Below are 24,365 nucleotides of genomic sequence, written 5' to 3' on the forward strand. Positions count from 1 at the left end.
AAATGGATTGAAAACTTTACATATCGTGATAGGGTAGACCCCTGAAACGCTCAATGTTCCATTTCAACGCATAACGCCAAACGACAGGAATAGCATCATGCAAAAAGACGCGCTCAATAACGTACACATCAGTGCAGAACAGGTTCTCATCACGCCGGAGGAGCTGAAGAACCAGTTCCCGCTCAGCGCCGACGACGAAAATGAAATCGCCACTGCGCGTAACATCATCGCCAACATTTTGCAGGGGCGCGATCATCGCCTGTTGGTGGTGTGTGGGCCTTGTTCGATCCACGATCCGGATGCGGCGCTGGACTACGCCCGTCGTTTGAAAACCCTGGCGGCTGACTTGAGCGATCAGCTGTATATCGTTATGCGCGTCTACTTTGAAAAACCCAGAACCACTGTCGGCTGGAAAGGTTTGATCAACGATCCGTACATGGACGGTTCGTTTGACGTTGAAGCAGGCTTGCATATCGCGCGTCGCCTGTTGCTGGATCTGGTGGGCATGGGCTTGCCGTTGGCTACCGAAGCGTTGGATCCGAACAGCCCGCAGTACCTGGGCGATTTGTTCAGCTGGTCGGCGATCGGCGCGCGTACCACCGAATCTCAGACCCACCGAGAAATGGCATCCGGCCTGTCGATGCCGGTCGGGTTCAAAAACGGCACCGACGGCAGCCTGGGCACCGCCATCAACGCCATGCGCGCCGCTGCCATGCCGCATCGCTTCGTCGGCATTAACCAGGCAGGCCAGGTTTGCCTGCTGCAGACTCAGGGCAACCCGGATGGGCACGTGATCCTGCGCGGCGGCAAAACTCCGAACTACAGCGCTGAGCACGTTGCGGCCTGTGAAAAACAGATGCTTGAGGCGGGACTCCACCCGTCCTTGATGATAGATTGCAGCCATGGCAACTCGAATAAAGACTATCGCCGTCAGCCGGCGGTTGCCGAGTCCGTGGTGGAGCAGATCAAGGCGGGTAACCGCTCAATCACCGGCATTATGCTGGAGAGCCATCTGCATGAGGGCAATCAGTCTTCCGAACAGCCGCGTGCAGACATGCGTTACGGTGTGTCCGTCACCGACGCCTGCATCAACTGGGAGAGTACGGAAACCCTGTTGCGCCATATGCATCAGGAACTCGGCGCTGCGCTGACGGCCCGCACGGGAGAAAAGTAAGTTATGGTGGCAGAACTGACCGCGCTGCGCGATCAAATCGATGAGGTGGATAAAGCGCTGCTGGATCTGCTGGCGAAACGCCTGCATCTGGTAGCGGAAGTGGGCGAAGTCAAAAGCCGTCATGGCCTGCCGGTTTACGTACCGGAGCGCGAAGCCGCGATGCTGGCCTCGCGCCGCCGGGAGGCGGAAAATCTCGGCGTGCCGCCGGATCTGATCGAAGATGTGTTGCGCCGCGTGATGCGCGAGTCATACGTCAGCGAGAACGATAAGGGCTTTAAAACCCTGTGCCCGCAGCTGCGGCCGATCGTCATTATCGGCGGCAACGGTCAAATGGGCAGGTTGTTCAATCGCTTGCTGACGTTGTCGGGTTATCAGGTCAGGGTGTTGGATCAGGAAGATTGGCCGCAGGCGGAGCAGCTGTTGGCGGATGCCGGCATGGTGATCGTCAGCGTGCCGATCCACGTGACCGAGCAGGTGATAAGCCGCCTGCCGACGCTGCCTGCCGATTGTATTCTGGTGGATCTGGCGTCGGTGAAGAACCGGCCTTTGCACGCGATGTTGGCGGCGCACAGCGGCCCGGTGGTCGGTCTGCATCCGATGTTCGGCCCGGACGTGGGCAGCGTGGCCAAGCAGGTGGTGGTCTACTGCGACGGCCGCCAGCCGGAGGCGTATCAGTGGCTGCTTGAACAGTTGCAGGTGTGGGGGGCGCGGCTGCATCGCATCAGCGCGGCCGAGCACGATCAGAATATGGCGTTTATTCAGGCGCTGCGGCACTTCGCTACCTTCGCCTACGGGCTGCACCTGGCGGAAGAGAACGTGCAACTGGAGCAGCTGCTGGCGCTCTCTTCGCCAATCTACCGGTTGGAGCTGGCGATGGTTGGCCGCCTGTTCGCACAGGATCCGCAGCTGTACGCCGATATCATTATGTCGTCGGAAGAAAATGTGGCGCTGATTAAGCGTTACTACCAGCGCTTCGGCGAGGCGATAAAGCTGTTGGAGCATGGTGACAAACAGGCGTTTATCGAGAGCTTCCGCAAGGTAGAGCATTGGTTCGGCGATTACGCCCAGCGCTTCCTGGTGGAGAGCCGTACGTTGTTGCGGCAGGCTAACGACAGCCGGCAGTAAAACGCGGGCAGTAAACATAAAGGGTTCGGCTTGGCCGAACCCTTTTTTACGGTTTCAGGATGGGTTGACCGGCACCACGGTGTCGCTTGGGTAACAGCCCAGCACCTTCAGCGAGCGGGTGATCGGCGCCAGATCGCGCAGCGCTTTTTGCATCGCCTCGGCGCGCAGGTTGGCCTGCACATCGATATAGAACATCTCCTCCCACGGATTGCCGTTGATCGGACGTGATTCCAGCTTGGTCATGATGATGCCGTTATCGCGCAATACCAGCAGCGCTTCGACCAGCGCGCCGGATTGTTGGCCGGTCGCCATGATCAGCGTGGTTTTTGCCGGCACCTGTTCGGAGACATCGATCGCTTTGCGCGCCAGCACGATGAAGCGAGTGATGTTTTGCTGCTGGTTGGCGAGATTGTGTTCCAGCACCTGCAGCCCGTACAGCGCGCCGCCGGCCTCGCTGCCCAGTGCAGCCACCTTCGGTGAATTCAGCTTGGCGACTTTCTCCATCGCGGCCGCCGTGCTTTCGGTGTATTCGATTTTCCAGTGCGGGAAGCGGTTAAGGAACTGGCTGCACTGTTGGAACGGCTGCGGATGGCTGTAGACGGTTTCTATCTGGCTCAGATCGCTGTCGCCGGCGATCAGAACGCAGTGGTTGATAGGGTTAGTCAGTTCGCCGACGATCGACAGGCTGGTGTGTTGCAGCAGATCGTAGACCTCGTTTATCGAACCGGAGCTGGTGTTCTCGATCGGCAAAATCGCGTAGTCCGCCTGGCCGGTTTCCACCTGGGCGAAAATATCCTGAAACTTCTGGCAGCCGCATTCGATCAGCCGATCGAAGTGGCGGGCAGCGTATTGGCGCGCCGCCAGATGTGAATAAGAGCCTTTCGGGCCGAGGAAAGCGATGCGGGCGGAATGCTGGCTGACGGGGTTGAGCTGGTGCTGCAACAGCGCCTGCTGGGTCAGAACGGAGTCTTCAATGATCAGTTGGAACAGGCGGGTGACGTAGAAACCGTCCAGGTCGTAAGGCTTGGCGGCGGCGATCAGCGCATCCAGCAGATCGCGTTCGCGCTCTTTGTCACGGATCGGGCGGTGAGAGTGCAGCTTGGTCTTGCCGACTTCGATCGCCAGCTCACGGCGTTCCGCCAGCAAGGCCAACAGTTTCAAGTCCAGTGCGCTGATGCGCTCGCGCAGCACCAATAACGGGTTGTCAGTCATAATCAGCTTCCGCCTTCAGTTCTTATTCGATGTAAAACAGCCATAAAAAAAGCCCCCTGTTTCCAGGAGGCCTTGTTGTTCGTCTTCGCATTCTTTCTCACACGACGAAACGCCTCCCAGTCAGGGGAAGGTAAAAAAGAATGCGAAGAAAAACGGTGTGCGTGGCATGGTCTACCTAAGGTTAATGCGAACAGGTTTTAAAGTAACCGCTGGCTTTTACCCCGTCAACAAAAATACCCGACAAAAAACGCGCCCTCGGGCGCGTTTGATGCGGCAATCGCTGTCGGACGGTTATTCCTGCTCTTGCGTGACTTCCGGCACGATGTCTTTCACGCTGGCATTGCAGCGGCGCGCTTCGCCTTTGTGCTGCACCTTGTTCAACTGGCGCTCCAGTTTGGCGATCAGCTCGTTAACGGCGGTATACATGTCATCATGTTTGGCGCTGGCGACCAGCGGGCCGTTAGGCGTGGTAATGGTAGCGTCGGCGACAAACCCTTGCGGCTCTTTGGATAAGACGATATGCGGGTTAATCAGCTGGGTCTGCCATTTTTCCAGTTTGGTGAGACGGTCTTCGACGTGATTGCGGATTGCGGGAGTGATATCCATTTGTTTGCTGGTAATGTTCAATGTCATATAACTTACCTCTCTGTCTTTCCGTCTTGGTGAATCCAGCATACCCCGCTTTTTGTTTAAATGCGTGATGTAAATCACGATTTTTTGTCACTTTTTGCAAAGTTAGTTCAATCTGTGATTCAGCATCTGAATTGGCTATCTAATGCTTGAGAGTTGCCGCCGGATGGCGCATTATCGATGAGTTGACCGGTGAGGAGCGCTAGCTAACACCGTGTTTTTACTTGTGTATTTTTCCAGTAAAAACCAGGTCGACGCCAATGAAAACGGCAGCCTTGGCTGCCGTTTGGTTTTTCTGCCGGTGCCGACGCGCGCTTATTGCGGGTTGGCGGCGATCACTTTGGCCACTTTGTCAGCCTGGCCGTTCAGCTGCAGCTGCTTGTAGGCATTTTCCATCAGCGGCAACACGTCATGCGTCGCTTTGGTATCCGGGAATTCACGCAACATCTGCTCGGCGCGATTAACGACCGCGACGTAAGCACCACGTTTAGTGTAGTATTCCGCCACCGAAAGCTCATACTTGGCCAAACGATCTTTCAGATACACCAAACGCTTGTTGGCGTCGGTCGCGTATTGGCTGTTCGGGTATTGCTGAATCAACTGGCTGAAGTCGCGGAACGCAGCGCGAGCGTGCTGAGGATCGCGGTCCGAACGGTCAACCCCGAAGAAGCCCTGCAGCGCGCTGTCATCAAGCGCCATGTCGGTCAGGCCGCGCATGTACATCACGTAATCGATGTTCGGGTGCGTCGGATTCAGGCGCATGAAGCGATCGATGGATGCCTGAGCCATTGGCAAGTCGGCAGCCTTATAATAGGCGTAAATCAAATCCAGCTGGACCTGCTGGGAATACGGCCCGAAAGGATAGCGGTTATCTAACGCTTCGAGTTGCGTAATCGCGCCCTTGAAGTTACCGTCCTGCAGTTTTTGCTGCGCGGTAGCATAGATTTCCGAAGGCGGGTTGTCGGGAACCGCATCCTTGGATGTGGAGCAACCTGCCAGCGCCAGGCTCAACGTGGCTGCCGCCACCAGATATTTCATACGCGTCATGACGTTTTGATTATCCTCAGGGTGTTATTCCGGGAGACTGTCCGTTAAGCTCCCGACAAAGACCAGGTACAATAGCACATTATATTAAACGGCATCGCCGTGAAAACCCAACGTTAACGAAGAAGCTGCATATGGCACAACAAGTACAACTCACCGCAACGGTGGCCGAATCTCAACTCGGACAACGTTTAGATCAGGCTTTGGCCGAATTGTTCCCTGATTATTCACGATCTCGCATAAAAGAGTGGATCCTGGGCGATCGGGTGAAGGTCAATGGCAAAACGTCAAACAAACCGAAAGAGAAGGTGCTGGGCGGAGAGACAGTCGCCATCGATGCACAGATAGAAGAAGAAGCGCGTTGGGAGCCGCAGGACATCGCGCTGGATATCGTCTATGAAGACAGCGATATCCTGGTGATCAACAAGCCGCGCGATTTGGTGGTGCACCCTGGCGCCGGTAACCCGGACGGCACGGTGCTCAATGCGCTGCTGCATCACTACCCGGAAATCGCCGACGTGCCGCGTGCCGGCATCGTGCACCGTCTGGATAAAGACACCACCGGCCTGATGGTGGTGGCGAAAACCGTGCCGGCGCAAACCCGGCTGGTGGAGGCGCTGCAGGCGCGCGAAATCACCCGTGAATACGAAGCGGTGGCTATCGGCACCATGACGGCAGGCGGTACGGTAGAAGAACCCATCGCGCGCCATTCCACCAAGCGCACTCACATGGCGGTGCACCCGATGGGTAAGCCGGCGGTGACGCACTATCGCATTATGGAGCACTTCCGCGCGCACACTCGTCTGCGCCTGCGCCTGGAAACCGGCCGTACTCACCAGATCCGCGTGCACATGGCTTACATTAGCCATCCGCTGGTGGGCGATCCGCTGTACGGCGGCCGTCCGCGTCCGCCGAAAGGCGCTTCGGAGGCCTTCATCAACACGCTGCGCGGCTTTGACCGCCAGGCGCTGCACGCTACCATGCTGCGTTTGTATCACCCGATCAGCGGCATCCAGATGGAGTGGCATGCGCCGCTGCCGCAGGACATGGTTGATCTGATCAACGCGCTGAAGGCGGACACCGAAGAATTCAAAGATCAGATGGACTGGTAATGCGCTCGCTCATTCTGCCCGACTGGCCGTTGCCTCCCGGCGTTAAAGCTTGCAGCACCACGCGCGATGGTGGCGTCAGCTTGCCACCTTATGACTCGCTGAACCTCGGCGTTCACGTGGGTGACGAGGCGCAAGCGGTGAAGCGCAATCGGGAACGGTTGGTTACCGCCGCCGGCTTGCCGCAGATGCCGGTATGGCTCGAGCAGGTGCACGGCACCCGCGTGGTGACGTTGACGGGACAAGCGCCCGCCGATCTGCGGGCGGATGCGGTGTACAGTAACGTGCCGGGTCAGGTGTGCGCAGTGATGACGGCGGATTGTCTGCCGGTGCTGTTCTGCTCGCAGCAAGGCGACGAAGTGGCAGCCGCTCACGCCGGTTGGCGTGGGCTATGCCACGGCGTGCTGGAGCAAACCGTGGCGGCGTTCAGCGCCGCACCGGGCCAAATCAGCGCCTGGCTGGGGCCGGCGATCGGCCCGCAGCAGTTCGAGGTCGGGCCGGAGGTGCGCGCCGCTTTCATGGCGGAAGACGCTGAGGCCGCAGCGGCATTTACCCCGCATGGCGATAAGTTTTTGGCTAATATCTACTTGCTGGCTCGCCAACGCTTGTTGCGTGCGGGCGTTCAGGCCATTTATGGCGGCGACCGCTGTACGGTTAACGAAATGAGCCATTTTTTCTCCTATCGACGCGATGGAATAACCGGACGTCTGGCAAGTTTAATCTGGCTGATATAACCTATTGAATTAGGACGATCCAACGACGCATGGCGTTGTACCGAAAATTTAGCGTCGAGATAACCTTGAAAATTTGAGGGATGACCTCATTTAATCTCCAGTAGCAATTTCGACCCATCTTGGAGGTGTTATGCGTCTGGATCGTCTTACCAACAAATTCCAGCTTGCCCTCGCCGATGCCCAGTCACTAGCCCTTGGGCACGACAACCAGTTTATTGAACCGCTACATCTGATGAGCGCCCTGCTCAGTCAGGAAGGGGGCACGGTTCGTCCACTATTAACTTCCGCAGGTATCGATGCCGGGCGTGTGCGCACCGAGATCGAAAAGGCGCTGTCCCGTTTACCGCAGGTAGAAGGCACCGGTGGCGACGTTCAACCGTCCCACGAGTTGGTGCGCGTTCTGAACCTGTGCGACAAGCTGGCGCAAAAGCGTGCGGACAAATTCATTTCTTCCGAGCTGTTTGTGCTTGCGGTGCTGGAAGACCGCGGCTCGTTGACCGACTTGTTGAAAGCGGCCGGCGCGACGGCCGACAAAATCAGCAAAGCCATTGAACAAATGAGAGGCGGTGACAGCGTGGAAGACCAAGGCGCCGAAGACCAACGGCAGGCATTGAAGAAATACACTATCGATCTGACCGAACGTGCTGAGCAGGGCAAACTTGACCCGGTGATCGGTCGTGACGAAGAGATCCGTCGCACCATTCAGGTGCTGCAACGCCGTACCAAAAACAACCCGGTGTTGATCGGCGAGCCTGGCGTAGGTAAAACCGCCATCGTCGAAGGCCTGGCGCAGCGCATCATTAACGGCGAAGTGCCGGAAGGACTGAAGCACAAGCGCGTATTGTCCCTCGATATGGGCGCCTTGATCGCCGGCGCCAAATATCGCGGCGAGTTTGAAGAGCGTCTGAAAGGCGTGCTCAACGATCTGGCCAAGCAGGAAGGCAGCGTTATCCTGTTTATCGACGAACTGCACACTATGGTCGGCGCCGGTAAGGCGGATGGCGCGATGGACGCAGGCAACATGCTGAAGCCGGCGCTGGCGCGCGGCGAGCTGCACTGCGTCGGTGCCACCACGCTGGATGAATACCGTCAATATATAGAGAAGGATGCGGCGCTCGAACGTCGTTTCCAGAAAGTGTATGTGGCTGAGCCGAGCGTGGAAGACACCATTGCTATTCTGCGCGGCCTGAAAGAGCGTTACGAACTGCACCACCACGTGCAGATAACCGACCCGGCCATTGTGGCGGCGGCAACGCTTTCGCACCGCTATATCGCCGATCGTCAATTGCCGGACAAGGCTATTGACCTTATCGATGAAGCGGCGTCCAGCATTCGCATGCAGATGGACTCCAAGCCGGAGTCGCTCGACAGGCTTGAGCGTCGCATCATCCAATTGAAACTGGAACAGCAGGCGCTGAATAAAGAGTCTGACGACGCCAGCAAGAAACGCCTGGACATGCTGAGCGATGAGCTGGGGCAGAAAGAGCGCGAATACTCGGAGCTGGAAGAAGAGTGGAAAGCGGAAAAAGCGTCGCTCTCCGGCACCCAGAATATCAAGGCTGAACTCGAGCAGGCCAAAATCACCCTGGAGCAGGCGCGTCGCGTCGGCGATCTGGGGCGGATGTCGGAACTGCAGTACGGCAAAATCCCTGAGCTGGAAAAACAGCTCGCCGCCGCCACGCAGGCCGAAGGCAAGAGCATGAAGCTGCTGCGCAACCGGGTGACCGATGCGGAGATTGCCGAAGTGCTGGCGCGTGCGACCGGGATCCCGGTCGCAAGAATGCTGGAAGGCGAGCGCGACAAGCTGCTGCGCCTGGAACAAGAACTGCATTCGCGAGTGATTGGCCAGGACGAAGCGGTCAGCGCAGTCTCCAATGCGATACGCCGCAGCCGTGCGGGGCTGTCCGATCCTAACCGACCGATCGGTTCGTTCCTGTTCCTCGGTCCGACCGGGGTAGGGAAAACCGAGCTTTGCAAGGCGCTGGCTTCGTTCCTGTTCGACAGCGACGACGCCATGGTGCGTATCGATATGTCCGAGTTTATGGAGAAACACTCCGTTTCGCGTCTGGTCGGCGCGCCTCCGGGCTATGTCGGTTATGAAGAAGGCGGCTACCTGACGGAAGCCGTACGTCGCCGGCCTTATTCGGTGATTCTGCTGGATGAAGTCGAGAAAGCGCACCCGGACGTGTTCAATATTCTGTTGCAGGTGTTGGATGACGGCCGCCTGACCGATGGTCAAGGCCGCACCGTCGATTTCCGTAATACCGTGGTGATCATGACGTCCAACCTGGGTTCAGATCTGATCCAGGAACATTTCGGTCAGATGAACTACGCGCAGATGAAAGAGTCGGTGATGGAGATGGTGAGTCACCACTTCCGTCCAGAGTTCATCAACCGTATCGACGAAGTGGTGGTGTTCCACCCGTTGGGCGAGAAACACATCGCCGCGATCGCCAAGATTCAGTTGTCGCGTCTGTACAAGCGTTTGGAAGAGCGCGGTTACGAAGTGACCATGACCGAACCGGCTCTGGCGCTGTTAAGCAAAACCGGCTACGACCCTGTATATGGCGCGCGCCCGTTGAAACGCGCTATTCAGCAGGAAATCGAGAACCCGCTGGCGCAACAAATCCTGTCCGGCAAGCTGATACCTGGCAAGCTGGTGACGTTGGATGTGGAAAACGACCATATTGTTGCCCGCCAATAACGGCGATTAAGGATAATAAAGATGAAAGGGAGCGGGGGACCGCTCCCTTTTCTTTATCTTCATCTTCGTTTGTCCCTATTTACAGGGGTTGCCGCTATTACTGCCCTAAAACCGGTATTTTTTGACTAATAAATATCCTAAAAAGTCGTTTTTGGTGATTATTTGAACGCTTGAAAAGTTTTTTGCATTTAGGGGTTGCGGCCTGCCGAGAACTCCCTATAATGCGCCTCCACTGACCGGGAACAACGACTGACAAGCCGCCGGGTCAGCGAGAGGAAAGCGAAATAAACGCTTGACTCTCCGGGTGAAAAGCGTAATATACGCCACCTCGAGTTAGCAAGCGAAAGCGCCTAACTCACTGCTCTTTAACAATTTATCAGACAATCTGTGTGGGCACTCCACAAGACGATATCCAGCATCTTCGGATGCAAAAAAATATCAAGTCTTGAAGAGTGACTAACTGAAGTAAAATTCATGCAGTAAATCTTTGAGCACCGCTTCTCGAGTGGAAGCACATCAAGCTTTTAATTGAAGAGTTTGATCATGGCTCAGATTGAACGCTGGCGGCAGGCTTAACACATGCAAGTCGAGCGGTAGCACAGGGGAGCTTGCTCCCCGGGTGACGAGCGGCGGACGGGTGAGTAATGTCTGGGAAACTGCCTGATGGAGGGGGATAACTACTGGAAACGGTAGCTAATACCGCATAACGTCGCAAGACCAAAGAGGGGGACCTTCGGGCCTCTTGCCATCAGATGTGCCCAGATGGGATTAGCTAGTAGGTGGGGTAATGGCTCACCTAGGCGACGATCCCTAGCTGGTCTGAGAGGATGACCAGCCACACTGGAACTGAGACACGGTCCAGACTCCTACGGGAGGCAGCAGTGGGGAATATTGCACAATGGGCGCAAGCCTGATGCAGCCATGCCGCGTGTGTGAAGAAGGCCTTCGGGTTGTAAAGCACTTTCAGCGAGGAGGAAGGTGGTGAGCTTAATACGCTCATCAATTGACGTTACTCGCAGAAGAAGCACCGGCTAACTCCGTGCCAGCAGCCGCGGTAATACGGAGGGTGCAAGCGTTAATCGGAATTACTGGGCGTAAAGCGCACGCAGGCGGTTTGTTAAGTCAGATGTGAAATCCCCGGGCTCAACCTGGGAACTGCATTTGAAACTGGCAAGCTAGAGTCTCGTAGAGGGGGGTAGAATTCCAGGTGTAGCGGTGAAATGCGTAGAGATCTGGAGGAATACCGGTGGCGAAGGCGGCCCCCTGGACGAAGACTGACGCTCAGGTGCGAAAGCGTGGGGAGCAAACAGGATTAGATACCCTGGTAGTCCACGCTGTAAACGATGTCGATTTGGAGGTTGTGCCCTTGAGGCGTGGCTTCCGGAGCTAACGCGTTAAATCGACCGCCTGGGGAGTACGGCCGCAAGGTTAAAACTCAAATGAATTGACGGGGGCCCGCACAAGCGGTGGAGCATGTGGTTTAATTCGATGCAACGCGAAGAACCTTACCTACTCTTGACATCCAGAGAACTTAGCAGAGATGCTTTGGTGCCTTCGGGAACTCTGAGACAGGTGCTGCATGGCTGTCGTCAGCTCGTGTTGTGAAATGTTGGGTTAAGTCCCGCAACGAGCGCAACCCTTATCCTTTGTTGCCAGCGGTTCGGCCGGGAACTCAAAGGAGACTGCCAGTGATAAACTGGAGGAAGGTGGGGATGACGTCAAGTCATCATGGCCCTTACGAGTAGGGCTACACACGTGCTACAATGGCGTATACAAAGAGAAGCGACCTCGCGAGAGCAAGCGGACCTCATAAAGTACGTCGTAGTCCGGATTGGAGTCTGCAACTCGACTCCATGAAGTCGGAATCGCTAGTAATCGTAGATCAGAATGCTACGGTGAATACGTTCCCGGGCCTTGTACACACCGCCCGTCACACCATGGGAGTGGGTTGCAAAAGAAGTAGGTAGCTTAACCTTCGGGAGGGCGCTTACCACTTTGTGATTCATGACTGGGGTGAAGTCGTAACAAGGTAACCGTAGGGGAACCTGCGGTTGGATCACCTCCTTACCTAAAGATATTGCTTCGAGTGGCGTGCTCACACAGATTGTCTGATGAAAAAGTAACGAGCAAAAGCGTCATAAAAGTACGGTGTCGTGTCCCCTTCGTCTAGAGGCCTAGGACACCGCCCTTTCACGGCGGTAACAGGGGTTCGAATCCCCTAGGGGACGCCAAGCTTCCGACCCACCCGGTGAAAGCGGCGGTCTCAAGTATCTGACGATACACCATATCTTAAAGATGACTTCCGAGTCATGTTTAAGATATTGCTCTTTAACAATCTGGAACAAGCTGAAAATTGAAACATGACGGCTGAAATTTATCCCTCCGTAGATGTACTGGGATAAAGAGTAACCTGTCATAGAGTCTCTCAAATGTTTGCAGCGCGAACGATGGAAACATCTTCGGGTTGTGAGGTTAAGTGACTAAGCGTACACGGTGGATGCCTAGGCAGTCAGAGGCGATGAAGGGCGTGCTAATCTGCGAAAAGCGTCGGTAAGGTGATATGAACCGTTACAACCGGCGATACCCGAATGGGGAAACCCAGTGTGTTTCGACACACTATCATGTCATGAATACATAGTGGCATGAGGCGAACCGGGGGAACTGAAACATCTAAGTACCCCGAGGAAAAGAAATCAACCGAGATTCCCCCAGTAGCGGCGAGCGAACGGGGAGGAGCCCAGAACCTGAATCGGCTTGTGTGTTAGTGGAAGCGTCTGGAAAGTCGCGCAGCAAAGGGTGATAGCCCCGTACACTAAAATGCACAGGTCGTGAGTTCGATGAGTAGGGCGGGACACGTGACATCCTGTCTGAATATGGGGGGACCATCCTCCAAGGCTAAATACTCCTGACTGACCGATAGTGAACCAGTACCGTGAGGGAAAGGCGAAAAGAACCCCGGCGAGGGGAGTGAAATAGAACCTGAAACCGTGTACGTACAAGCAGTGGGAGCACCTTCGTGGTGTGACTGCGTACCTTTTGTATAATGGGTCAGCGACTTATATTTTGTAGCAAGGTTAACCGTATAGGGGAGCCGTAGGGAAACCGAGTCTTAACTGGGCGATTAGTTGCAAGGTATAGACCCGAAACCCGGTGATCTAGCCATGGGCAGGTTGAAGGTTGGGTAACACTAACTGGAGGACCGAACCGACTAATGTTGAAAAATTAGCGGATGACTTGTGGCTGGGGGTGAAAGGCCAATCAAACCGGGAGATAGCTGGTTCTCCCCGAAAGCTATTTAGGTAGCGCCTCGTGAACTCATCTTCGGGGGTAGAGCACTGTTTCGGCTAGGGGGCCATCCCGGCTTACCAAACCGATGCAAACTCCGAATACCGAAGAATGTTATCACGGGAGACACACGGCGGGTGCTAACGTCCGTCGTGAAGAGGGAAACAACCCAGACCGCCAGCTAAGGTCCCAAAGTCATGGTTAAGTGGGAAACGATGTGGGAAGGCATAGACAGCCAGGATGTTGGCTTAGAAGCAGCCATCATTTAAAGAAAGCGTAATAGCTCACTGGTCGAGTCGGCCTGCGCGGAAGATGTAACGGGGCTAAACCATGCACCGAAGCTGCGGCAGCGACGCTTAGGCGTTGTTGGGTAGGGGAGCGTTCTGTAAGCCGTTGAAGGTGGCCTGTGAGGGTTGCTGGAGGTATCAGAAGTGCGAATGCTGACATAAGTAACGATAAAGCGGGTGAAAAGCCCGCTCGCCGGAAGACCAAGGGTTCCTGTCCAACGTTAATCGGGGCAGGGTGAGTCGACCCCTAAGGCGAGGCTGAAAAGCGTAGTCGATGGGAAACAGGTTAATATTCCTGTACTTGGTGTTACTGCGAAGGGGGGACGGAGAAGGCTAGGCTGGCCGGGCGACGGTTGTCCCGGTTTAAGCGTGTAGGGGGTGTGACCTGGTAAATCCGGTTGCATATCAACCCTGAGGCGTGATGACGATGCACTACGGTGCAGAAGTAGTTGATGCCCTGCTTCCAGGAAAATCCTCTAAGCTCCAGGTAACATTAAATCGTACCCCAAACCGACACAGGTGGTCAGGTAGAGAATACCAAGGCGCTTGAGAGAACTCGGGTGAAGGAACTAGGCAAAATGGTGCCGTAACTTCGGGAGAAGGCACGCTGGCATGTAGGTGAAGTCCCTTGCGGATGGAGCTGAAGCCAGTCGAAGATACCAGCTGGCTGCAACTGTTTAATAAAAACACAGCACTGTGCAAACACGAAAGTGGACGTATACGGTGTGACGCCTGCCCGGTGCTGGAAGGTTAATTGATGGGGTCAGCCGCAAGGCGAAGCTCTTGATCGAAGCCCCAGTAAACGGCGGCCGTAACTATAACGGTCCTAAGGTAGCGAAATTCCTTGTCGGGTAAGTTCCGACCTGCACGAATGGCGTAATGATGGCCAGGCTGTCTCCACCCGAGACTCAGTGAAATTGAACTCGCTGTGAAGATGCAGTGTACCCGCGGCAAGACGGAAAGACCCCGTGAACCTTTACTATAGCTTGACACTGAACATTGAGCCTTGATGTGTAGGATAGGTGGGAGGCTTTGAAGCGTGGACGCCAGTCTGCGTGGAGCCATCCTTGAAATACCACCCTTTAATGTTTGATGTTCTAACTCGGCCCCGTGATCCGGGGTGAGGACAGTGTCTGGTGGGTAGTTTGACTGGGGCGGTCTCCTCCCAAAGAGTAACGGAGGAGCACGAAGGTTAGCTAATCACGGTCGGACATCGTGAGGTTAGTGCAAAGGCATAAGCTAGCTTGACTGCGAGAGTGACGGCTCGAGCAGGTACGAAAGTAGGTCTTAGTGATCCGGTGGTTCTGAATGGAAGGGCCATCGCTCAACGGATAAAAGGTACTCCGGGGATAACAGGCTGATACCGCCCAAGAGTTCATATCGACGGCGGTGTTTGGCACCTCGATGTCGGCTCATCACATCCTGGGGCTGAAGTAGGTCCCAAGGGTATGGCTGTTCGCCATTTAAAGTGGTACGCGAGCTGGGTTTAGAACGTCGTGAGACAGTTCGGTCCCTATCTGCCGTGGGCGTTGGAAGATTGAGAGGGGTTGCTCCTAGTACGAGAGGACCGGAGTGAACGCACCACTGGTGTTCGGGTTGTCATGCCAATGGCATTGCCCGGTAGCTAAGTGCGGAAAAGATAAGCGCTGAAAGCATCTAAGCGCGAAACTTGCCTCAAGATGAGTCTTCCCTGGGCCTTCAAGGCCCCTGAAGGAACGTTTAAGACTAAGACGTTGATAGGCTGGGTGTGTAAGTGCAGCGATGCATTGAGCTAACCAGTACTAATGATCCGTGAGGCTTAACCTTACAACACCGAAGGTGTTTTTAGAGAGATTTTCAGCGACGTTCCAAGATTGGTTCTGATGGCTTCATGGAAGTGAGGCGGTTGGAATGAAACAGAATTTGCCTGGCGGCAATAGCGCGGTGGTCCCACCTGACCCCATGCCGAACTCAGAAGTGAAACGCCGTAGCGCCGATGGTAGTGTGGGGTCTCCCCATGCGAGAGTAGGACACTGCCAGGCATCAAATAAACGTTATCAGTGTGACGACTGGTAATGCGCAAGTCGCAGAGCGCGATATTGCCGGTATCGAAAGATACAACGTAAAAGAATCGGTGGAGCGGTAGTTCAGTTGGTTAGAATACCTGCCTGTCACGCAGGGGGTCGCGGGTTCGAGCCCCGTCCGTTCCGCCACTTAATTGATAAGCCCTGAGTCTCTGACTCAGGGCTTTTTCATATCTATATTTTGCGCTTTCAAGGCCGGAATTGTCCTTCCTTACAGCCTTATCTCCCGATATTGTTGCCTTTAGATCAAAAGTCTTATGCCGAACCAGGCGTTTTTGATCAATAAAAAAGTTGCCATAATCTTCCTCATACCACATTTACCCGTTAATGAGAGAAAACATTATGAGCATCCCTGCATTTGGTTTAGGTACTTTCCGCCTTCAGGATCAGGTTGTTATCGATTCTGTCAGCACCGCACTTGAGCTGGGCTACCGTACTATCGATACCGCACAGATCTATGAAAACGAAGCGGCTGTTGGCCAGGCTATCGCTGCCAGCGGCGTGAAACGTGAAGATCTGTTCATCACCACCAAGATTTGGATCGCGAACCTGGCGAAAGGCGCGCTGATCCCAAGCCTGCAAGAAAGCCTGAAAAAACTGCAAACGTCCTACGTTGATCTGACGCTGATCCACTGGCCGTCACCCCACGACGAAGTGCCGGTTGCCGAATTTATGGCTGAGCTGCTGGAAGCGAAAAAGCTGGGGCTGACCCGTCAAATTGGCGTATCTAACTTCACCATCGATTTGATGCAGCAAGCGATTGACGCGATTGGCGCCGATGAAATCGCCACCAACCAAATCGAGCTGTCACCGTTCTTGCAGAACCGCAAGGTGGTCGAATTTGCACAGCAGCACGGCATCGCCATCACCTCTTACATGACGTTGGCCTACGGCAAAGCGCTGCAGGATGAAACGATCAAAAGCATCGCTGCTCGTCACAATGCGACCCCAGCACAGGTGGTTCTGGCTTGGGCATTGAAGCTGGGTTATGCGGTGATCCCTTCCTCGACCAAGCGTGAAAATCTGGCGAGCAACCTATTGGCACAGCAACTGACGCTGACCGACGAAGATATGGCGCAGATCGCCGCACTGGAGTGCAACGGCCGTCTGGTTAGTCCGGAAGGCCTGGCGCCAAACTGGGATTAATCATTCCTCGCAGTAGTCAGCATAAGGCGTCCATCGGGGCGCCTTTTTTATCGTTTCAGGTATTCACTCACAAAATCAATAAAGCTGCGCAGACGGTTGCTGACGGCGCTGTCGCTGTAGTAAACCGCGTTGATCGGCATGGCGACCGGCAGTGTCGCTTCCACCAGAATCGGGACCAAATCTCCACGTTTGATATCTTCGTCGCTCATAAAGTCGGACAGGCAGGCGATACCGTTGCCATGCAGACAGAGATGGCGCTGGGTTTCTCCACTATTGGTGGTCAAACCGGGGGTGATTTCCAACTGGCTGCCATCTGAACAAGCCAGTGGCCAGCGGTTCAAGCTGGGCAGGTCGTTGAAACCGATACAGCAGTGATGTGCAAGATCTTCTACCGTTAGCGGCGTGCCGTGCTGAGCCAGATAAGCGGGGGAGGCGAGCACATGTCGGTAGCTGGTCATCAGTTTGCGTGCTTTCAGCGTAGAATCGGTCAGCTCGCCTACGCGGATCGCGATATCTACTTTTCGCTCGATCAGATTGATAAAGTTTTCCGAAGACACCAGCGATAACGACATTTCTGGATAACGTTCGCGGAACTCGGCCACTAAAGGCGTCAGCATATGCAGCACCACCGGCGTTGCCGCATCGACGCGCAGCAGGCCTTGCGGGCGCTGGCGGCTTTCCATCAGCGCATTTTCCGCCGCGGCCATGTCGTTCAGTACCTTCTGCACCTGGCGAAAGTAATTCTCTCCTTCCTGAGTCAGGCTGATTTGGCGCGTGGTGCGGTTGAGCAACGTTACGCCCAGTTTGCTTTCCAGTTTTTTCACCGTTCGGCTGACTACGGAGTTCGCTTGTTCCAGGCGTTCGGCCGCCCGGCTGAAGCTGCCGCTTTCTACGACGGTGACAAAGGTGATCAACTCGTCAGAGTTTGCTTTCATTTTTGCTCCGATAGCAAAGTTAATTTGAAATTTTGAGCATTTTTATCATTTAAGCATAGGCCGATAATAGCCGTCATCAACTTGAATGCTATTTCGGAGTAAAAAATGCCACTCGCATTACTTGCCTTAACCATCAGCGCTTTTGCTATCGGCACGACCGAGTTCGTGATTGTCGGGTTGATCCCGACTATCGCGGAGCAGCTTGGGGTGACCGTACCGTCCGCTGGATTGCTGGTGACTATCTATGCCCTCGGCGTGGCCATTGGCGCGCCGGTGCTGACGGCCCTGACCAGCCGCATACCGCGCAAACTGCTGCTGGTTGGCCTGATGGTGCTGTTCACTCTCGGCAACCTGCTGGCCTGGCAGTCACCCAGCTATGAATCGCTGGTAGTGGCTCGGTTGTTGACCGGCCTGGCTCACGGCGTGTTCTTCTCTATCGGTTCCACTATCGCCACTAGCCTGGTGGCGAAAGAGAAGGCGGCCTCCGCCATCGCCATCATGTTTGGTGGCCTGACGGTGGCGTTGGTGACCGGCGTACCGCTGGGGACGTTCATCGGCCAGCAGTTTGGCTGGCGTGAGACCTTCCTGGCCGTTTCTCTGATTGGCGCTGTCGCTACGCTGGCCAGCGTTATTCTGGTACCGAGCAATATCAAGAACCAGGGCAGCGCCGGCGTGCGGGAACAGCTGAAAGTGCTGACTCATCCTCGTCTGCTGCTGATTTACGCGATTACCGCATTGGGGTACGGCGGGGTCTTCACGACCTTTACCTTCCTTGCGCCGATGATGCAGGAACTGGCCGGCTTCTCTGCTCCGACCGTGAGCTGGATACTGTTGGCTTATGGCGTCGCGGTGGCTGTGGGTAACATCTGGGGAGGCAAGCTGGCCGATCGTCATGGGGCGGTGCGTGCGTTGAGCTTTATCTTTGCCGCGCTGGCCGTTTTGTTGCTGGTGTTCCAGTTTACCGCCAGCCACAGTATTGCCGCGTTGCTGACGGTGATTGTGATGGGCGTGTTCGCTTTCGGCAACGTGCCGGGGCTACAGGTGTATGTGGTGCAGAAAGCCGCGCAATACACGCCAAATGCGGTGGATGTGGCGTCCGGTCTCAACATCGCGGCGTTCAACATCGGCATTGCGCTCGGCTCGGTGATTGGCGGCCAGACCGTTGCCTCACTGGGGCTGGCGCAGACCCCCTGGATTGGCGCGTTGATCGTGGTGGTTGCATTGTTGCTGGTTAGCTTCAGTGGTCGCCTGGATAAAAAGTCTCAGCTGCAAACGGCTTAATACGTAAAACCCTTGCTGCCTGGCCCGCATTTTGCGGGCCTTTTCGCATTTTTCACCTATTACCCCTCACCTTTACACAGCTATACCGTCAGAAGATTGAAATCGCTGCAGGCGGCCCCTATAACTGAAAAGGTGATGCCCGCAAAAGCCATGCCCTCTATGCAGGGTAGGCGTATAATCAATTCATCGTTGGCGAGTGTTCATCGCCAGTTTTCATGTTAATGGGTAATAGGCGAATCGCGTGCCGAAACGAACTTATGCAATGAGGTATGTTGCAGGTCAGCCAGTTGAGCGAATCTTTCCTGGTGCCGTTAACCAGCCGTTGCCGCCAGGGGCGGCGCTGCCGACGACCGGCGCCCTGCGCGTCATGGTATGGAATATTTTCAAACAGCAGCGAGCCGACTGGCTTTCGGTGCTGAAAAACCATGGTAAAGACGCGCAGCTGGTATTATTGCAAGAGGCGCAAACCACGCCAGAGTTGGTGAGCTACGCTACCGCCAACTATCTGGCGGCCGATCAGGTGCCGGCCTTTGTGCTGCCGCAGCACCCTTCCGGCGTGATGACGCTGGCTGCCGCTCATCCTGTTTACTGTTGCCCGCTGCGCGAGCGGGAGCCGCTGCTGCGGCTTTCCAAGTCGGCCCTGATCACCGTTTATCCGCTATACAACGGCGAGCTGTTGATGGTGGTGAACATCCATGCGGTGAACTTTAGCCTGGGCGTCGACGTCTACAGCAAGCAGTTGGGGCCGATAGGCGAACAGATCGCCAGTCACCGGGGGCCGGTGATTATGGCGGGGGATTTCAACGCCTGGAGCCGCAAGCGCATCAATGCGCTGTATGACTTTGCCGGAGAGATGGCGCTGCGCGAGGTGAGTTTCACCGACGACCATCGCCGCAAGGCCTTCGGTCGTCCACTGGATTTCGTATTTTACCGCAATCTGGGAGTGGTGGAGGCGTCGGTGCTGGTGACCAGCGCGTCGGATCACAACCCGCTGTTGGTGGAGTTTCATCCGGAGAAAGACTCGCCGGTATGGTGAATCGCAGCTAATAAAAAAGCACCCCGAAGGGTGCTTTTTTTGTGCCGAACATTTAAGTATCCGGCGTCATCTTGTTGCCGACAAACAGGGTCAGCTTCAGACCTGGCTGCAGGTTGCCTTTGGCGAGCGTTGAATTCCAACGCATCACGTCGTTAATATCGACGCCGTGACGACGTGCGATACTGGCGAGCGAATCACCTTTACGAACCTGGTAGGTGATACTGCTGTTACTGCCAGTATTGCTGGCCACTTGCAGGGTTTGCCCAACTTTTAAGGCGCTCTTGGCGCGTAAGTTGTTCCAACTCTGCAAATCGCTGGTCTTAACGTTCAGCCGCTTGGCTATGGCCGATAAGGTGTCGCCGGAGCGCACTTTATACGAACTGCCACCGGACAAACCGCTGTTCTTCGCCAACTGCGTCGTTGGCTGAGTCACGGCGATCTGGCCATCGGCCAGCGAGTCTTTCAGCTGATCGGCATGCCCTTTGGGAACCATGATGTAATGGGGCCCGTTGGGTGCCGTAACGCCTTTTTTGTAGCCTGGGTTATACGCTTTCATCTTGGTGACTGAAAGCCCAGCCATCTCAGCCGCCTGAGTCAGCTGGATCTGCTGCCCGACATCGATACGAGCCAGCGCACGGGTTTCATCCGTTTTCGGGAGTTTCACGCCGTACTTCTTGCTGTTCTTGATGATGTCGCTCAGCGCCAGCATTTTCGGGACATAGATTGACGTTTCACGCGGAAGCGACAATGCCCAGAAATTGGTTGGCTTACCCTGGCGTTTGTTTGCCTTCACCGCTTGCATCACGCGGCCTTCACCACTGTTATAGGCGGCTACGGTCAGTAACCAGTCGCCGTTAAACATGCGGTTCAAGCGCTGCATCATGTTAAGCGCAGCGGTTGTCGAGGCGACGACATCGCGTCGACCGTCATACCACTGATTGTTTTTCAAACCATAATTGCGACCCGTTTGCGGCACGATTTGCCATAGCCCTGCGGCGTTGGCACTTGACGTGGCGTGTGGGTCAAAAGCGCTCTCCACTATGGGTAGCAGTACCAGTTCCATCGGCATATTACGTTTCTTAATCTGCCCGACTATCCAGTACATGTACGGCTCTGCCCGTAATGTTACATCGTGGAGATAGCTCTTACTTTTTAAGTACTTTCTTTTCTGATCACGGATCCGGGAATTTTCCGGAACCTCCATCTTCAGCTCGTCGCTAATGAAGTTCCACAGGTCCTGTTGCGCGGCGGGACTGTTGTTATCCAACCACCGCGCCGAGCTCGCTCGGCCATTACCTGTGTACTCTCCTGCTTCACCATCTTGACCAGCCGAAGACAAACTCTGTGCATGCTGTTCTGGCGCCGGTGCGTCCTGCCTGGACGACTGGCAACCCACTAGCAAGACCGAGGCGAGAAATATCGCTTTAGCCTTCATGTGTGTGTCAATGTAGTTGCTTAAAAGACGAGCAATAATACTTTGCTTCGCCAAATAACACAACTAAAAGCTTAGAAGTTATCTTTCCGCAGGCGTAATTCGGAAAAAACTGAATGAAGGCTTTCCGGTGGTGAATTAAAGCCTAATTTCTTTTGTAAATCAGCGTCATGGCAACGTAAAAACAGGTTAATTTTGCGCTCTAATTGCAACGTGGTCGGCACGCTAGCTTGGCCTTTTGCCCTTAACGCTTCAACATGTTGTTGATATGTTTCAATCTCTCGATCTTCCGGCAAAATAGCCCGCGCAAACTTAAGATTTGAAAGAGTATATTCATGCGCGCAGCAAATTAAGGTGTTATCGGGAAGTTGCGCGAGTTGTTGAAATGAGTCGTACATTTGTTTTGCGGTGCCTTCAAACAGCCTGCCGCAGCCGGCGGAGAAAATGGTGTCGCCGCAGAACAGATAAGGGGCACTATAGAATGCCACATGGCCCAGCGTATGGCCGGGAACGGCGATAGTCCTGTATTGGCGGCCATCGATATCAAAGGTATCGCCGTCATGGACGATGTGGTTGGCGCCTTTGCCAGCGGTTTCCTGCGGCCCGTAGACCGCCAGGCCCGGGTATTGTGCGACAATCTGCGCCACGCCACCGACGTGATCGTGGTGGTGGTGGGTCAGCAGGATCGCCGACGGCGCCAGCTGCAGGCGCTGCAGCGCCTCGAGCACCGGCCGCGCTTCACCCGGATCGACGATAATGCAGCGCCCCTGCCGGTCATCCAATAACCAAATGTAATTGTCCTGGAAGGCGGGAATGCTGATAAGATTCATGGTGTACCTCTCGTTGGCAACGGCTTGAAAGAAGATAATAAATCATGAAACCAGCCCATACTCTACAAAAGCTCACCGGCCCGCAGTCCTGGGCTGAGCTGCCGTGGGGGGAGTACTATCGTGAAGCGCTCGAGCGGCAGTTGCAACCCTGGTGGCCCAAGCTGTTCGGCTTCCATCTGCTGAAGATGGGCATGCTCAGCGCCGAGTTGGCCACGGATAAATGCGCAATCTCCCACCAGGTCAACGTAGGGCTGGAGGGGGAAGGGCTGCAGGTGATCGCCGACGCCTATCAACTGCCGTTCGCCGCCAAATCGGTGGATGCCTGCCTGTTGGCGCATACGCTGTCCTACGCGGACGATCCGCATCGGATGCTGCGTGAGGTGGATAGGGTGTTGATCGACGACGGCTGGCTGGTTGTCAGCAGCTTCAATCCGTTCAGCCTGCTGGGATTGGGCAAGCTGGTGCCCGGATTGCGTCATCGTCAGCCCTATGTCAGCCGCATGTTTACCCAGATGCGGTTGTTGGATTGGCTCAGCCTGCTGAATTACGAGGTGTTGCACCAGGCGCGTTTTCACGTGCTGCCGTGGCACCGCAAGGGCGGCAAGTTTTTATGCACCCATTTGCCGGCGCTGGGCTGCATGAGCGTGATTGTGGCGCGCAAGCGCACCTTGCCGCTGACGCCCACGCCGATGAAACTGGGGGCGAGAAAGCCGTCTCTCAGCCGCGCGGTGGGCGCGACCAAGAGTTATCGCAAGCTGCCTTAGGCTTCCGGTTGGTAGCCGACGTCATCCTGCGTCGGTTTACCCGCCGCCTCGCGCGCCAGCTCGTCGCAGCGTTCGTTCTCCGGGTGGCCGGCGTGGCCCTTGACCCATTCCCATTTAACGGTGTGTCGCTGAATGGCCTGATCCAGCCGCTGCCACAGATCGACATTCTTGACCGGTTTTTTGTCGGCGGTTTTCCAACCGCGTTTCTTCCAGTTATGGATCCAGCTGGTAATGCCCTGGCGCACGTACTGGCTGTCGGTGCTGAGCGTCACGGCGCAAGGCACCGTCAGCGCTTCCAGCGCCACGATCGCCGCCATCATTTCCATGCGGTTATTGGTGGTCAGACGAAATCCTTCGCTGAAGGTTTTTTCCGTCTGCTTATAGCGCAGTATCGCGCCGTAGCCACCGGGGCCAGGGTTGCCAAGGCAGGAGCCGTCGGTGAAAATTTCTACCTGTTTGAGCATCTCTGGTAGACTCTTCCTATCAGTTTTATAAAAGCCAAGTCTGACATAAACGAGCGCTGTGAGCACTGCAATATGATCTCTACAACCACCAGACAGATTGTCCTCGATACCGAAACCACCGGTATGAACAAGCTTGGGGTGCACTACGAAGGGCACCGCATTATCGAAATCGGTGCGGTGGAAGTGATTAACCGCCGCCTGACCGGGCGCAACTTCCACGTATACATCAAGCCGGATCGGCTGGTGGATCCGGAAGCGTACGGCGTACACGGCATCAGCGACGACTTCCTGGCCGACAAACCGACCTTCGATCAGGTTGCCGACGAATTCCTCGACTTTATCCGCGGCGGCGAGCTGGTGATCCATAACGCGGCGTTCGATATCGGCTTTATGGATCACGAATTCCGCATGCTGCAGCAGGGGATCCCGAAGACCGAGACCTTCTGCACCATCACCGACAGCCTGATGATGGCGCGCCGCCTGTTCCCGGGCAAGCGCAACAACCTCGATGCCTTGTGCAGCCGCTATGAGATAGACAACAGCAAGCGTACGCTGCACGGCGCATTGCTCGATGCCGAGATCCTGGCGGAAGTCTATCTGGCGATGACCGGCGGTCAGACTTCGATAGCGTTCCAAATGGAAGGCGACACCCAGCAAAACGATGCCGCGCAAGAAATACAGCGTATCGTCCGCCCGGCTACGGCGATGAAAGTGGTCTACGCCAGCGACGAAGAAATAAAGGCGCACGAGGCGCGTCTGGATCTGGTGGCGAAGAAGGGCGGCAGCTGCCTGTGGCGTGGGGCGCCGGCGGAATAACGGCGTTTTTGCACGAAAAAAACGCACCGGGCGACCCTTCGTTGAAAAACTGTGCAAACGGTTCATTTGCGGAGAAAAAGGCGTTGACGGAACCGAGAGGCGTCCGTAATATGCGCCTCGTTCCCCCGCAAGAGGGAATGGCGCGGAGCGGTAGTTCAGTTGGTTAGAATACCTGCCTGTCACGCAGGGGGTCGCGGGTTCGAGCCCCGTCCGTTCCGCCACTATTCAGAAGCCCTGAGTTAGCGATAACTCAGGGCTTCGTCGTTTCCGCTCTCGGCAAAACGGTGCGGCCCA

Annotated in this window: 18 protein-coding genes, 3 tRNA genes, 3 rRNA genes and 1 other annotated feature; of the genes, 16 read left to right on the forward strand and 8 right to left on the reverse strand. The window is 55.6% G+C overall.

What is annotated here, in order from left to right:
* The first annotated feature begins 97 nt into the window (after nucleotides 1-97).
* Both ACMGG9_RS02760 and tyrA read left to right on the forward strand, forming a co-directional pair.
* Nucleotides 98-1,174 (forward strand): 3-deoxy-7-phosphoheptulonate synthase, encoded by a 1,077-nt coding sequence (locus ACMGG9_RS02760; protein ID WP_033652731.1) that lies wholly within the window; start codon nucleotides 98-100, stop codon nucleotides 1,172-1,174.
* Between the two features lie 3 nt (nucleotides 1,175-1,177).
* The gene (tyrA, locus tag ACMGG9_RS02765; RefSeq protein WP_033641935.1) at nucleotides 1,178-2,299 is read left to right on the forward strand and encodes a bifunctional chorismate mutase/prephenate dehydrogenase; all 1,122 of its coding nucleotides are present in this window, start codon (nucleotides 1,178-1,180) and stop codon (nucleotides 2,297-2,299) included.
* A gap of 54 nt (nucleotides 2,300-2,353) precedes the next feature.
* Here tyrA and pheA read toward each other — a convergent pair whose 3' ends face one another.
* The 4 genes from pheA to bamD form a co-directional block, all read right to left on the reverse strand.
* On the reverse strand, nucleotides 2,354-3,511 hold the full coding sequence (pheA, locus tag ACMGG9_RS02770) for a bifunctional chorismate mutase/prephenate dehydratase (RefSeq protein WP_033641936.1): 1,158 nt from the start codon (nucleotides 3,509-3,511) through the stop codon (nucleotides 2,354-2,356).
* 42 nt (nucleotides 3,512-3,553) lie between these two features.
* Nucleotides 3,554-3,680 (reverse strand) — a sequence feature (Phe leader region).
* The gene (locus tag ACMGG9_RS02775) at nucleotides 3,632-3,679 is read right to left on the reverse strand and encodes a hypothetical protein (RefSeq protein WP_101428074.1); all 48 of its coding nucleotides are present in this window, start codon (nucleotides 3,677-3,679) and stop codon (nucleotides 3,632-3,634) included. (Overlaps the previous feature by 48 nt.)
* A gap of 122 nt (nucleotides 3,681-3,802) precedes the next feature.
* Nucleotides 3,803-4,144, reverse strand: a complete 342-nt coding sequence (gene raiA / locus ACMGG9_RS02780) for a ribosome-associated translation inhibitor RaiA (protein ID WP_004932457.1) — start codon at nucleotides 4,142-4,144, stop codon at nucleotides 3,803-3,805.
* A gap of 312 nt (nucleotides 4,145-4,456) precedes the next feature.
* Nucleotides 4,457-5,188 carry an outer membrane protein assembly factor BamD gene (gene bamD / locus ACMGG9_RS02785; RefSeq protein ID WP_004932456.1) on the reverse strand — a complete coding sequence of 244 codons (732 nt, stop codon included), beginning with the start codon at nucleotides 5,186-5,188 and terminating at the stop codon, nucleotides 4,457-4,459.
* A gap of 131 nt (nucleotides 5,189-5,319) precedes the next feature.
* Here bamD and rluD point away from each other — a divergent pair, with 131 nt between their 5' ends.
* The 9 genes from rluD (at nucleotide 5,320) to dkgB (ending at nucleotide 16,513) form a co-directional block, all read left to right on the forward strand.
* Nucleotides 5,320-6,297 carry a 23S rRNA pseudouridine(1911/1915/1917) synthase RluD gene (gene rluD / locus ACMGG9_RS02790; protein ID WP_004932452.1) on the forward strand — a complete coding sequence of 326 codons (978 nt, stop codon included), beginning with the start codon at nucleotides 5,320-5,322 and terminating at the stop codon, nucleotides 6,295-6,297.
* Nucleotides 6,297-7,028: a purine nucleoside phosphorylase YfiH gene (yfiH, locus tag ACMGG9_RS02795; RefSeq protein ID WP_414161894.1), complete on the forward strand. Its 732-nt coding sequence runs from the start codon at nucleotides 6,297-6,299 to the stop codon at nucleotides 7,026-7,028. The genes rluD and yfiH overlap by 1 nt, the downstream gene beginning before the upstream one ends.
* 130 nt (nucleotides 7,029-7,158) lie before the next feature.
* Entirely contained in the window at nucleotides 7,159-9,732 is a 2,574-nt protein-coding gene (clpB, locus tag ACMGG9_RS02800; RefSeq protein WP_147839173.1) for an ATP-dependent chaperone ClpB, read from the forward strand.
* A 525-nt stretch (nucleotides 9,733-10,257) separates the two neighbouring features.
* A 16S ribosomal RNA gene (locus tag ACMGG9_RS02805) occupies nucleotides 10,258-11,799 on the forward strand.
* A gap of 88 nt (nucleotides 11,800-11,887) precedes the next feature.
* Nucleotides 11,888-11,963: transfer RNA gene (locus ACMGG9_RS02810), tRNA-Glu, on the forward strand.
* A gap of 239 nt (nucleotides 11,964-12,202) precedes the next feature.
* Nucleotides 12,203-15,110 (forward strand): 23S ribosomal RNA (locus tag ACMGG9_RS02815).
* A gap of 99 nt (nucleotides 15,111-15,209) precedes the next feature.
* A 5S ribosomal RNA gene (rrf, locus tag ACMGG9_RS02820) occupies nucleotides 15,210-15,325 on the forward strand.
* The 16S, 23S and 5S rRNA genes sit together here with 2 tRNA genes alongside, the layout of an rRNA operon.
* Before the next feature lie 94 nt (nucleotides 15,326-15,419).
* Nucleotides 15,420-15,496: transfer RNA gene (locus ACMGG9_RS02825), tRNA-Asp, on the forward strand.
* A 213-nt stretch (nucleotides 15,497-15,709) separates the two neighbouring features.
* Entirely contained in the window at nucleotides 15,710-16,513 is an 804-nt protein-coding gene (dkgB, locus tag ACMGG9_RS02830) for a 2,5-didehydrogluconate reductase DkgB (RefSeq protein ID WP_033650993.1), read from the forward strand.
* Between the two features lie 47 nt (nucleotides 16,514-16,560).
* On the opposite strand, the gene yafC is transcribed toward dkgB, so the two are convergent.
* Nucleotides 16,561-17,448, reverse strand: coding sequence for a DNA-binding transcriptional regulator YafC (gene yafC / locus ACMGG9_RS02835; RefSeq protein WP_004930183.1), 888 nt, complete (start codon nucleotides 17,446-17,448; stop codon nucleotides 16,561-16,563).
* A 105-nt stretch (nucleotides 17,449-17,553) separates the two neighbouring features.
* Between yafC and ACMGG9_RS02840 the strand changes: the two genes are divergently transcribed.
* Both ACMGG9_RS02840 and ACMGG9_RS02845 read left to right on the forward strand, forming a co-directional pair.
* Nucleotides 17,554-18,729 (forward strand): MFS transporter, encoded by a 1,176-nt coding sequence (locus ACMGG9_RS02840; RefSeq protein WP_033650994.1) that lies wholly within the window; start codon nucleotides 17,554-17,556, stop codon nucleotides 18,727-18,729.
* A 262-nt stretch (nucleotides 18,730-18,991) separates the two neighbouring features.
* Entirely contained in the window at nucleotides 18,992-19,765 is a 774-nt protein-coding gene (locus tag ACMGG9_RS02845) for an endonuclease/exonuclease/phosphatase family protein (RefSeq protein WP_033634121.1), read from the forward strand.
* Nucleotides 19,766-19,817: 52 nt separating this feature from the next.
* On the opposite strand, the gene mltD is transcribed toward ACMGG9_RS02845, so the two are convergent.
* Complete coding sequence (mltD, locus tag ACMGG9_RS02850; protein WP_033650995.1) at nucleotides 19,818-21,200, reverse strand: murein transglycosylase D; 1,383 nt, start codon at nucleotides 21,198-21,200, stop codon at nucleotides 19,818-19,820.
* Nucleotides 21,201-21,271: 71 nt separating this feature from the next.
* Complete coding sequence (gene gloB, locus ACMGG9_RS02855) at nucleotides 21,272-22,027, reverse strand: hydroxyacylglutathione hydrolase (RefSeq protein WP_071997792.1); 756 nt, start codon at nucleotides 22,025-22,027, stop codon at nucleotides 21,272-21,274.
* A 44-nt stretch (nucleotides 22,028-22,071) separates the two neighbouring features.
* Between gloB and ACMGG9_RS02860 the strand changes: the two genes are divergently transcribed.
* Nucleotides 22,072-22,791, forward strand: a complete 720-nt coding sequence (locus tag ACMGG9_RS02860; RefSeq protein ID WP_033641943.1) for a class I SAM-dependent methyltransferase — start codon at nucleotides 22,072-22,074, stop codon at nucleotides 22,789-22,791.
* Here the strand turns inward: ACMGG9_RS02860 and rnhA are convergent.
* Complete coding sequence (rnhA, locus tag ACMGG9_RS02865) at nucleotides 22,788-23,255, reverse strand: ribonuclease HI (protein WP_033641944.1); 468 nt, start codon at nucleotides 23,253-23,255, stop codon at nucleotides 22,788-22,790. The genes ACMGG9_RS02860 and rnhA overlap by 4 nt on opposite strands.
* A 72-nt stretch (nucleotides 23,256-23,327) precedes the next feature.
* Here rnhA and dnaQ point away from each other — a divergent pair, with 72 nt between their 5' ends.
* A complete protein-coding gene (dnaQ, locus tag ACMGG9_RS02870) occupies nucleotides 23,328-24,071 on the forward strand; it encodes a DNA polymerase III subunit epsilon (RefSeq protein ID WP_033641945.1) in 744 nt (247 codons plus the stop codon).
* A 144-nt stretch (nucleotides 24,072-24,215) separates the two neighbouring features.
* Nucleotides 24,216-24,292, forward strand: a tRNA-Asp gene (locus ACMGG9_RS02875).
* Nucleotides 24,293-24,365: the final 73 nt, after the last annotated feature.

This window comes from Serratia sp. BNK-10, from assembly GCF_047456065.1.
Classification (GTDB): Bacteria; Pseudomonadota; Gammaproteobacteria; order Enterobacterales; family Enterobacteriaceae; genus Serratia; species Serratia ureilytica.

Excerpts from the sequence above, each read along its gene's own strand:
- ACMGG9_RS02760 (WP_033652731.1), top strand. The coding sequence starts at position 98 with ATGCAAAAAGACGCGCTCAATAACGTACACATCAGTGCAGAACAGGTT.
- tyrA (WP_033641935.1), top strand. The coding sequence starts at position 1,178 with ATGGTGGCAGAACTGACCGCGCTGCGCGATCAAATCGATGAGGTGGAT.
- pheA (WP_033641936.1), bottom strand. The coding sequence starts at position 3,511 with ATGACTGACAACCCGTTATTGGTGCTGCGCGAGCGCATCAGCGCACTG.
- raiA (WP_004932457.1), bottom strand. The coding sequence starts at position 4,144 with ATGACATTGAACATTACCAGCAAACAAATGGATATCACTCCCGCAATC.
- bamD (WP_004932456.1), bottom strand. The coding sequence starts at position 5,188 with ATGACGCGTATGAAATATCTGGTGGCGGCAGCCACGTTGAGCCTGGCG.
- rluD (WP_004932452.1), top strand. The coding sequence starts at position 5,320 with ATGGCACAACAAGTACAACTCACCGCAACGGTGGCCGAATCTCAACTC.
- yfiH (WP_414161894.1), top strand. The coding sequence starts at position 6,297 with ATGCGCTCGCTCATTCTGCCCGACTGGCCGTTGCCTCCCGGCGTTAAA.
- clpB (WP_147839173.1), top strand. The coding sequence starts at position 7,159 with ATGCGTCTGGATCGTCTTACCAACAAATTCCAGCTTGCCCTCGCCGAT.
- dkgB (WP_033650993.1), top strand. The coding sequence starts at position 15,710 with ATGAGCATCCCTGCATTTGGTTTAGGTACTTTCCGCCTTCAGGATCAG.
- yafC (WP_004930183.1), bottom strand. The coding sequence starts at position 17,448 with ATGAAAGCAAACTCTGACGAGTTGATCACCTTTGTCACCGTCGTAGAA.
- ACMGG9_RS02840 (WP_033650994.1), top strand. The coding sequence starts at position 17,554 with ATGCCACTCGCATTACTTGCCTTAACCATCAGCGCTTTTGCTATCGGC.
- ACMGG9_RS02845 (WP_033634121.1), top strand. The coding sequence starts at position 18,992 with ATGAGGTATGTTGCAGGTCAGCCAGTTGAGCGAATCTTTCCTGGTGCC.
- mltD (WP_033650995.1), bottom strand. The coding sequence starts at position 21,200 with ATGAAGGCTAAAGCGATATTTCTCGCCTCGGTCTTGCTAGTGGGTTGC.
- gloB (WP_071997792.1), bottom strand. The coding sequence starts at position 22,027 with ATGAATCTTATCAGCATTCCCGCCTTCCAGGACAATTACATTTGGTTA.
- ACMGG9_RS02860 (WP_033641943.1), top strand. The coding sequence starts at position 22,072 with ATGAAACCAGCCCATACTCTACAAAAGCTCACCGGCCCGCAGTCCTGG.
- rnhA (WP_033641944.1), bottom strand. The coding sequence starts at position 23,255 with ATGCTCAAACAGGTAGAAATTTTCACCGACGGCTCCTGCCTTGGCAAC.
- dnaQ (WP_033641945.1), top strand. The coding sequence starts at position 23,328 with ATGATCTCTACAACCACCAGACAGATTGTCCTCGATACCGAAACCACC.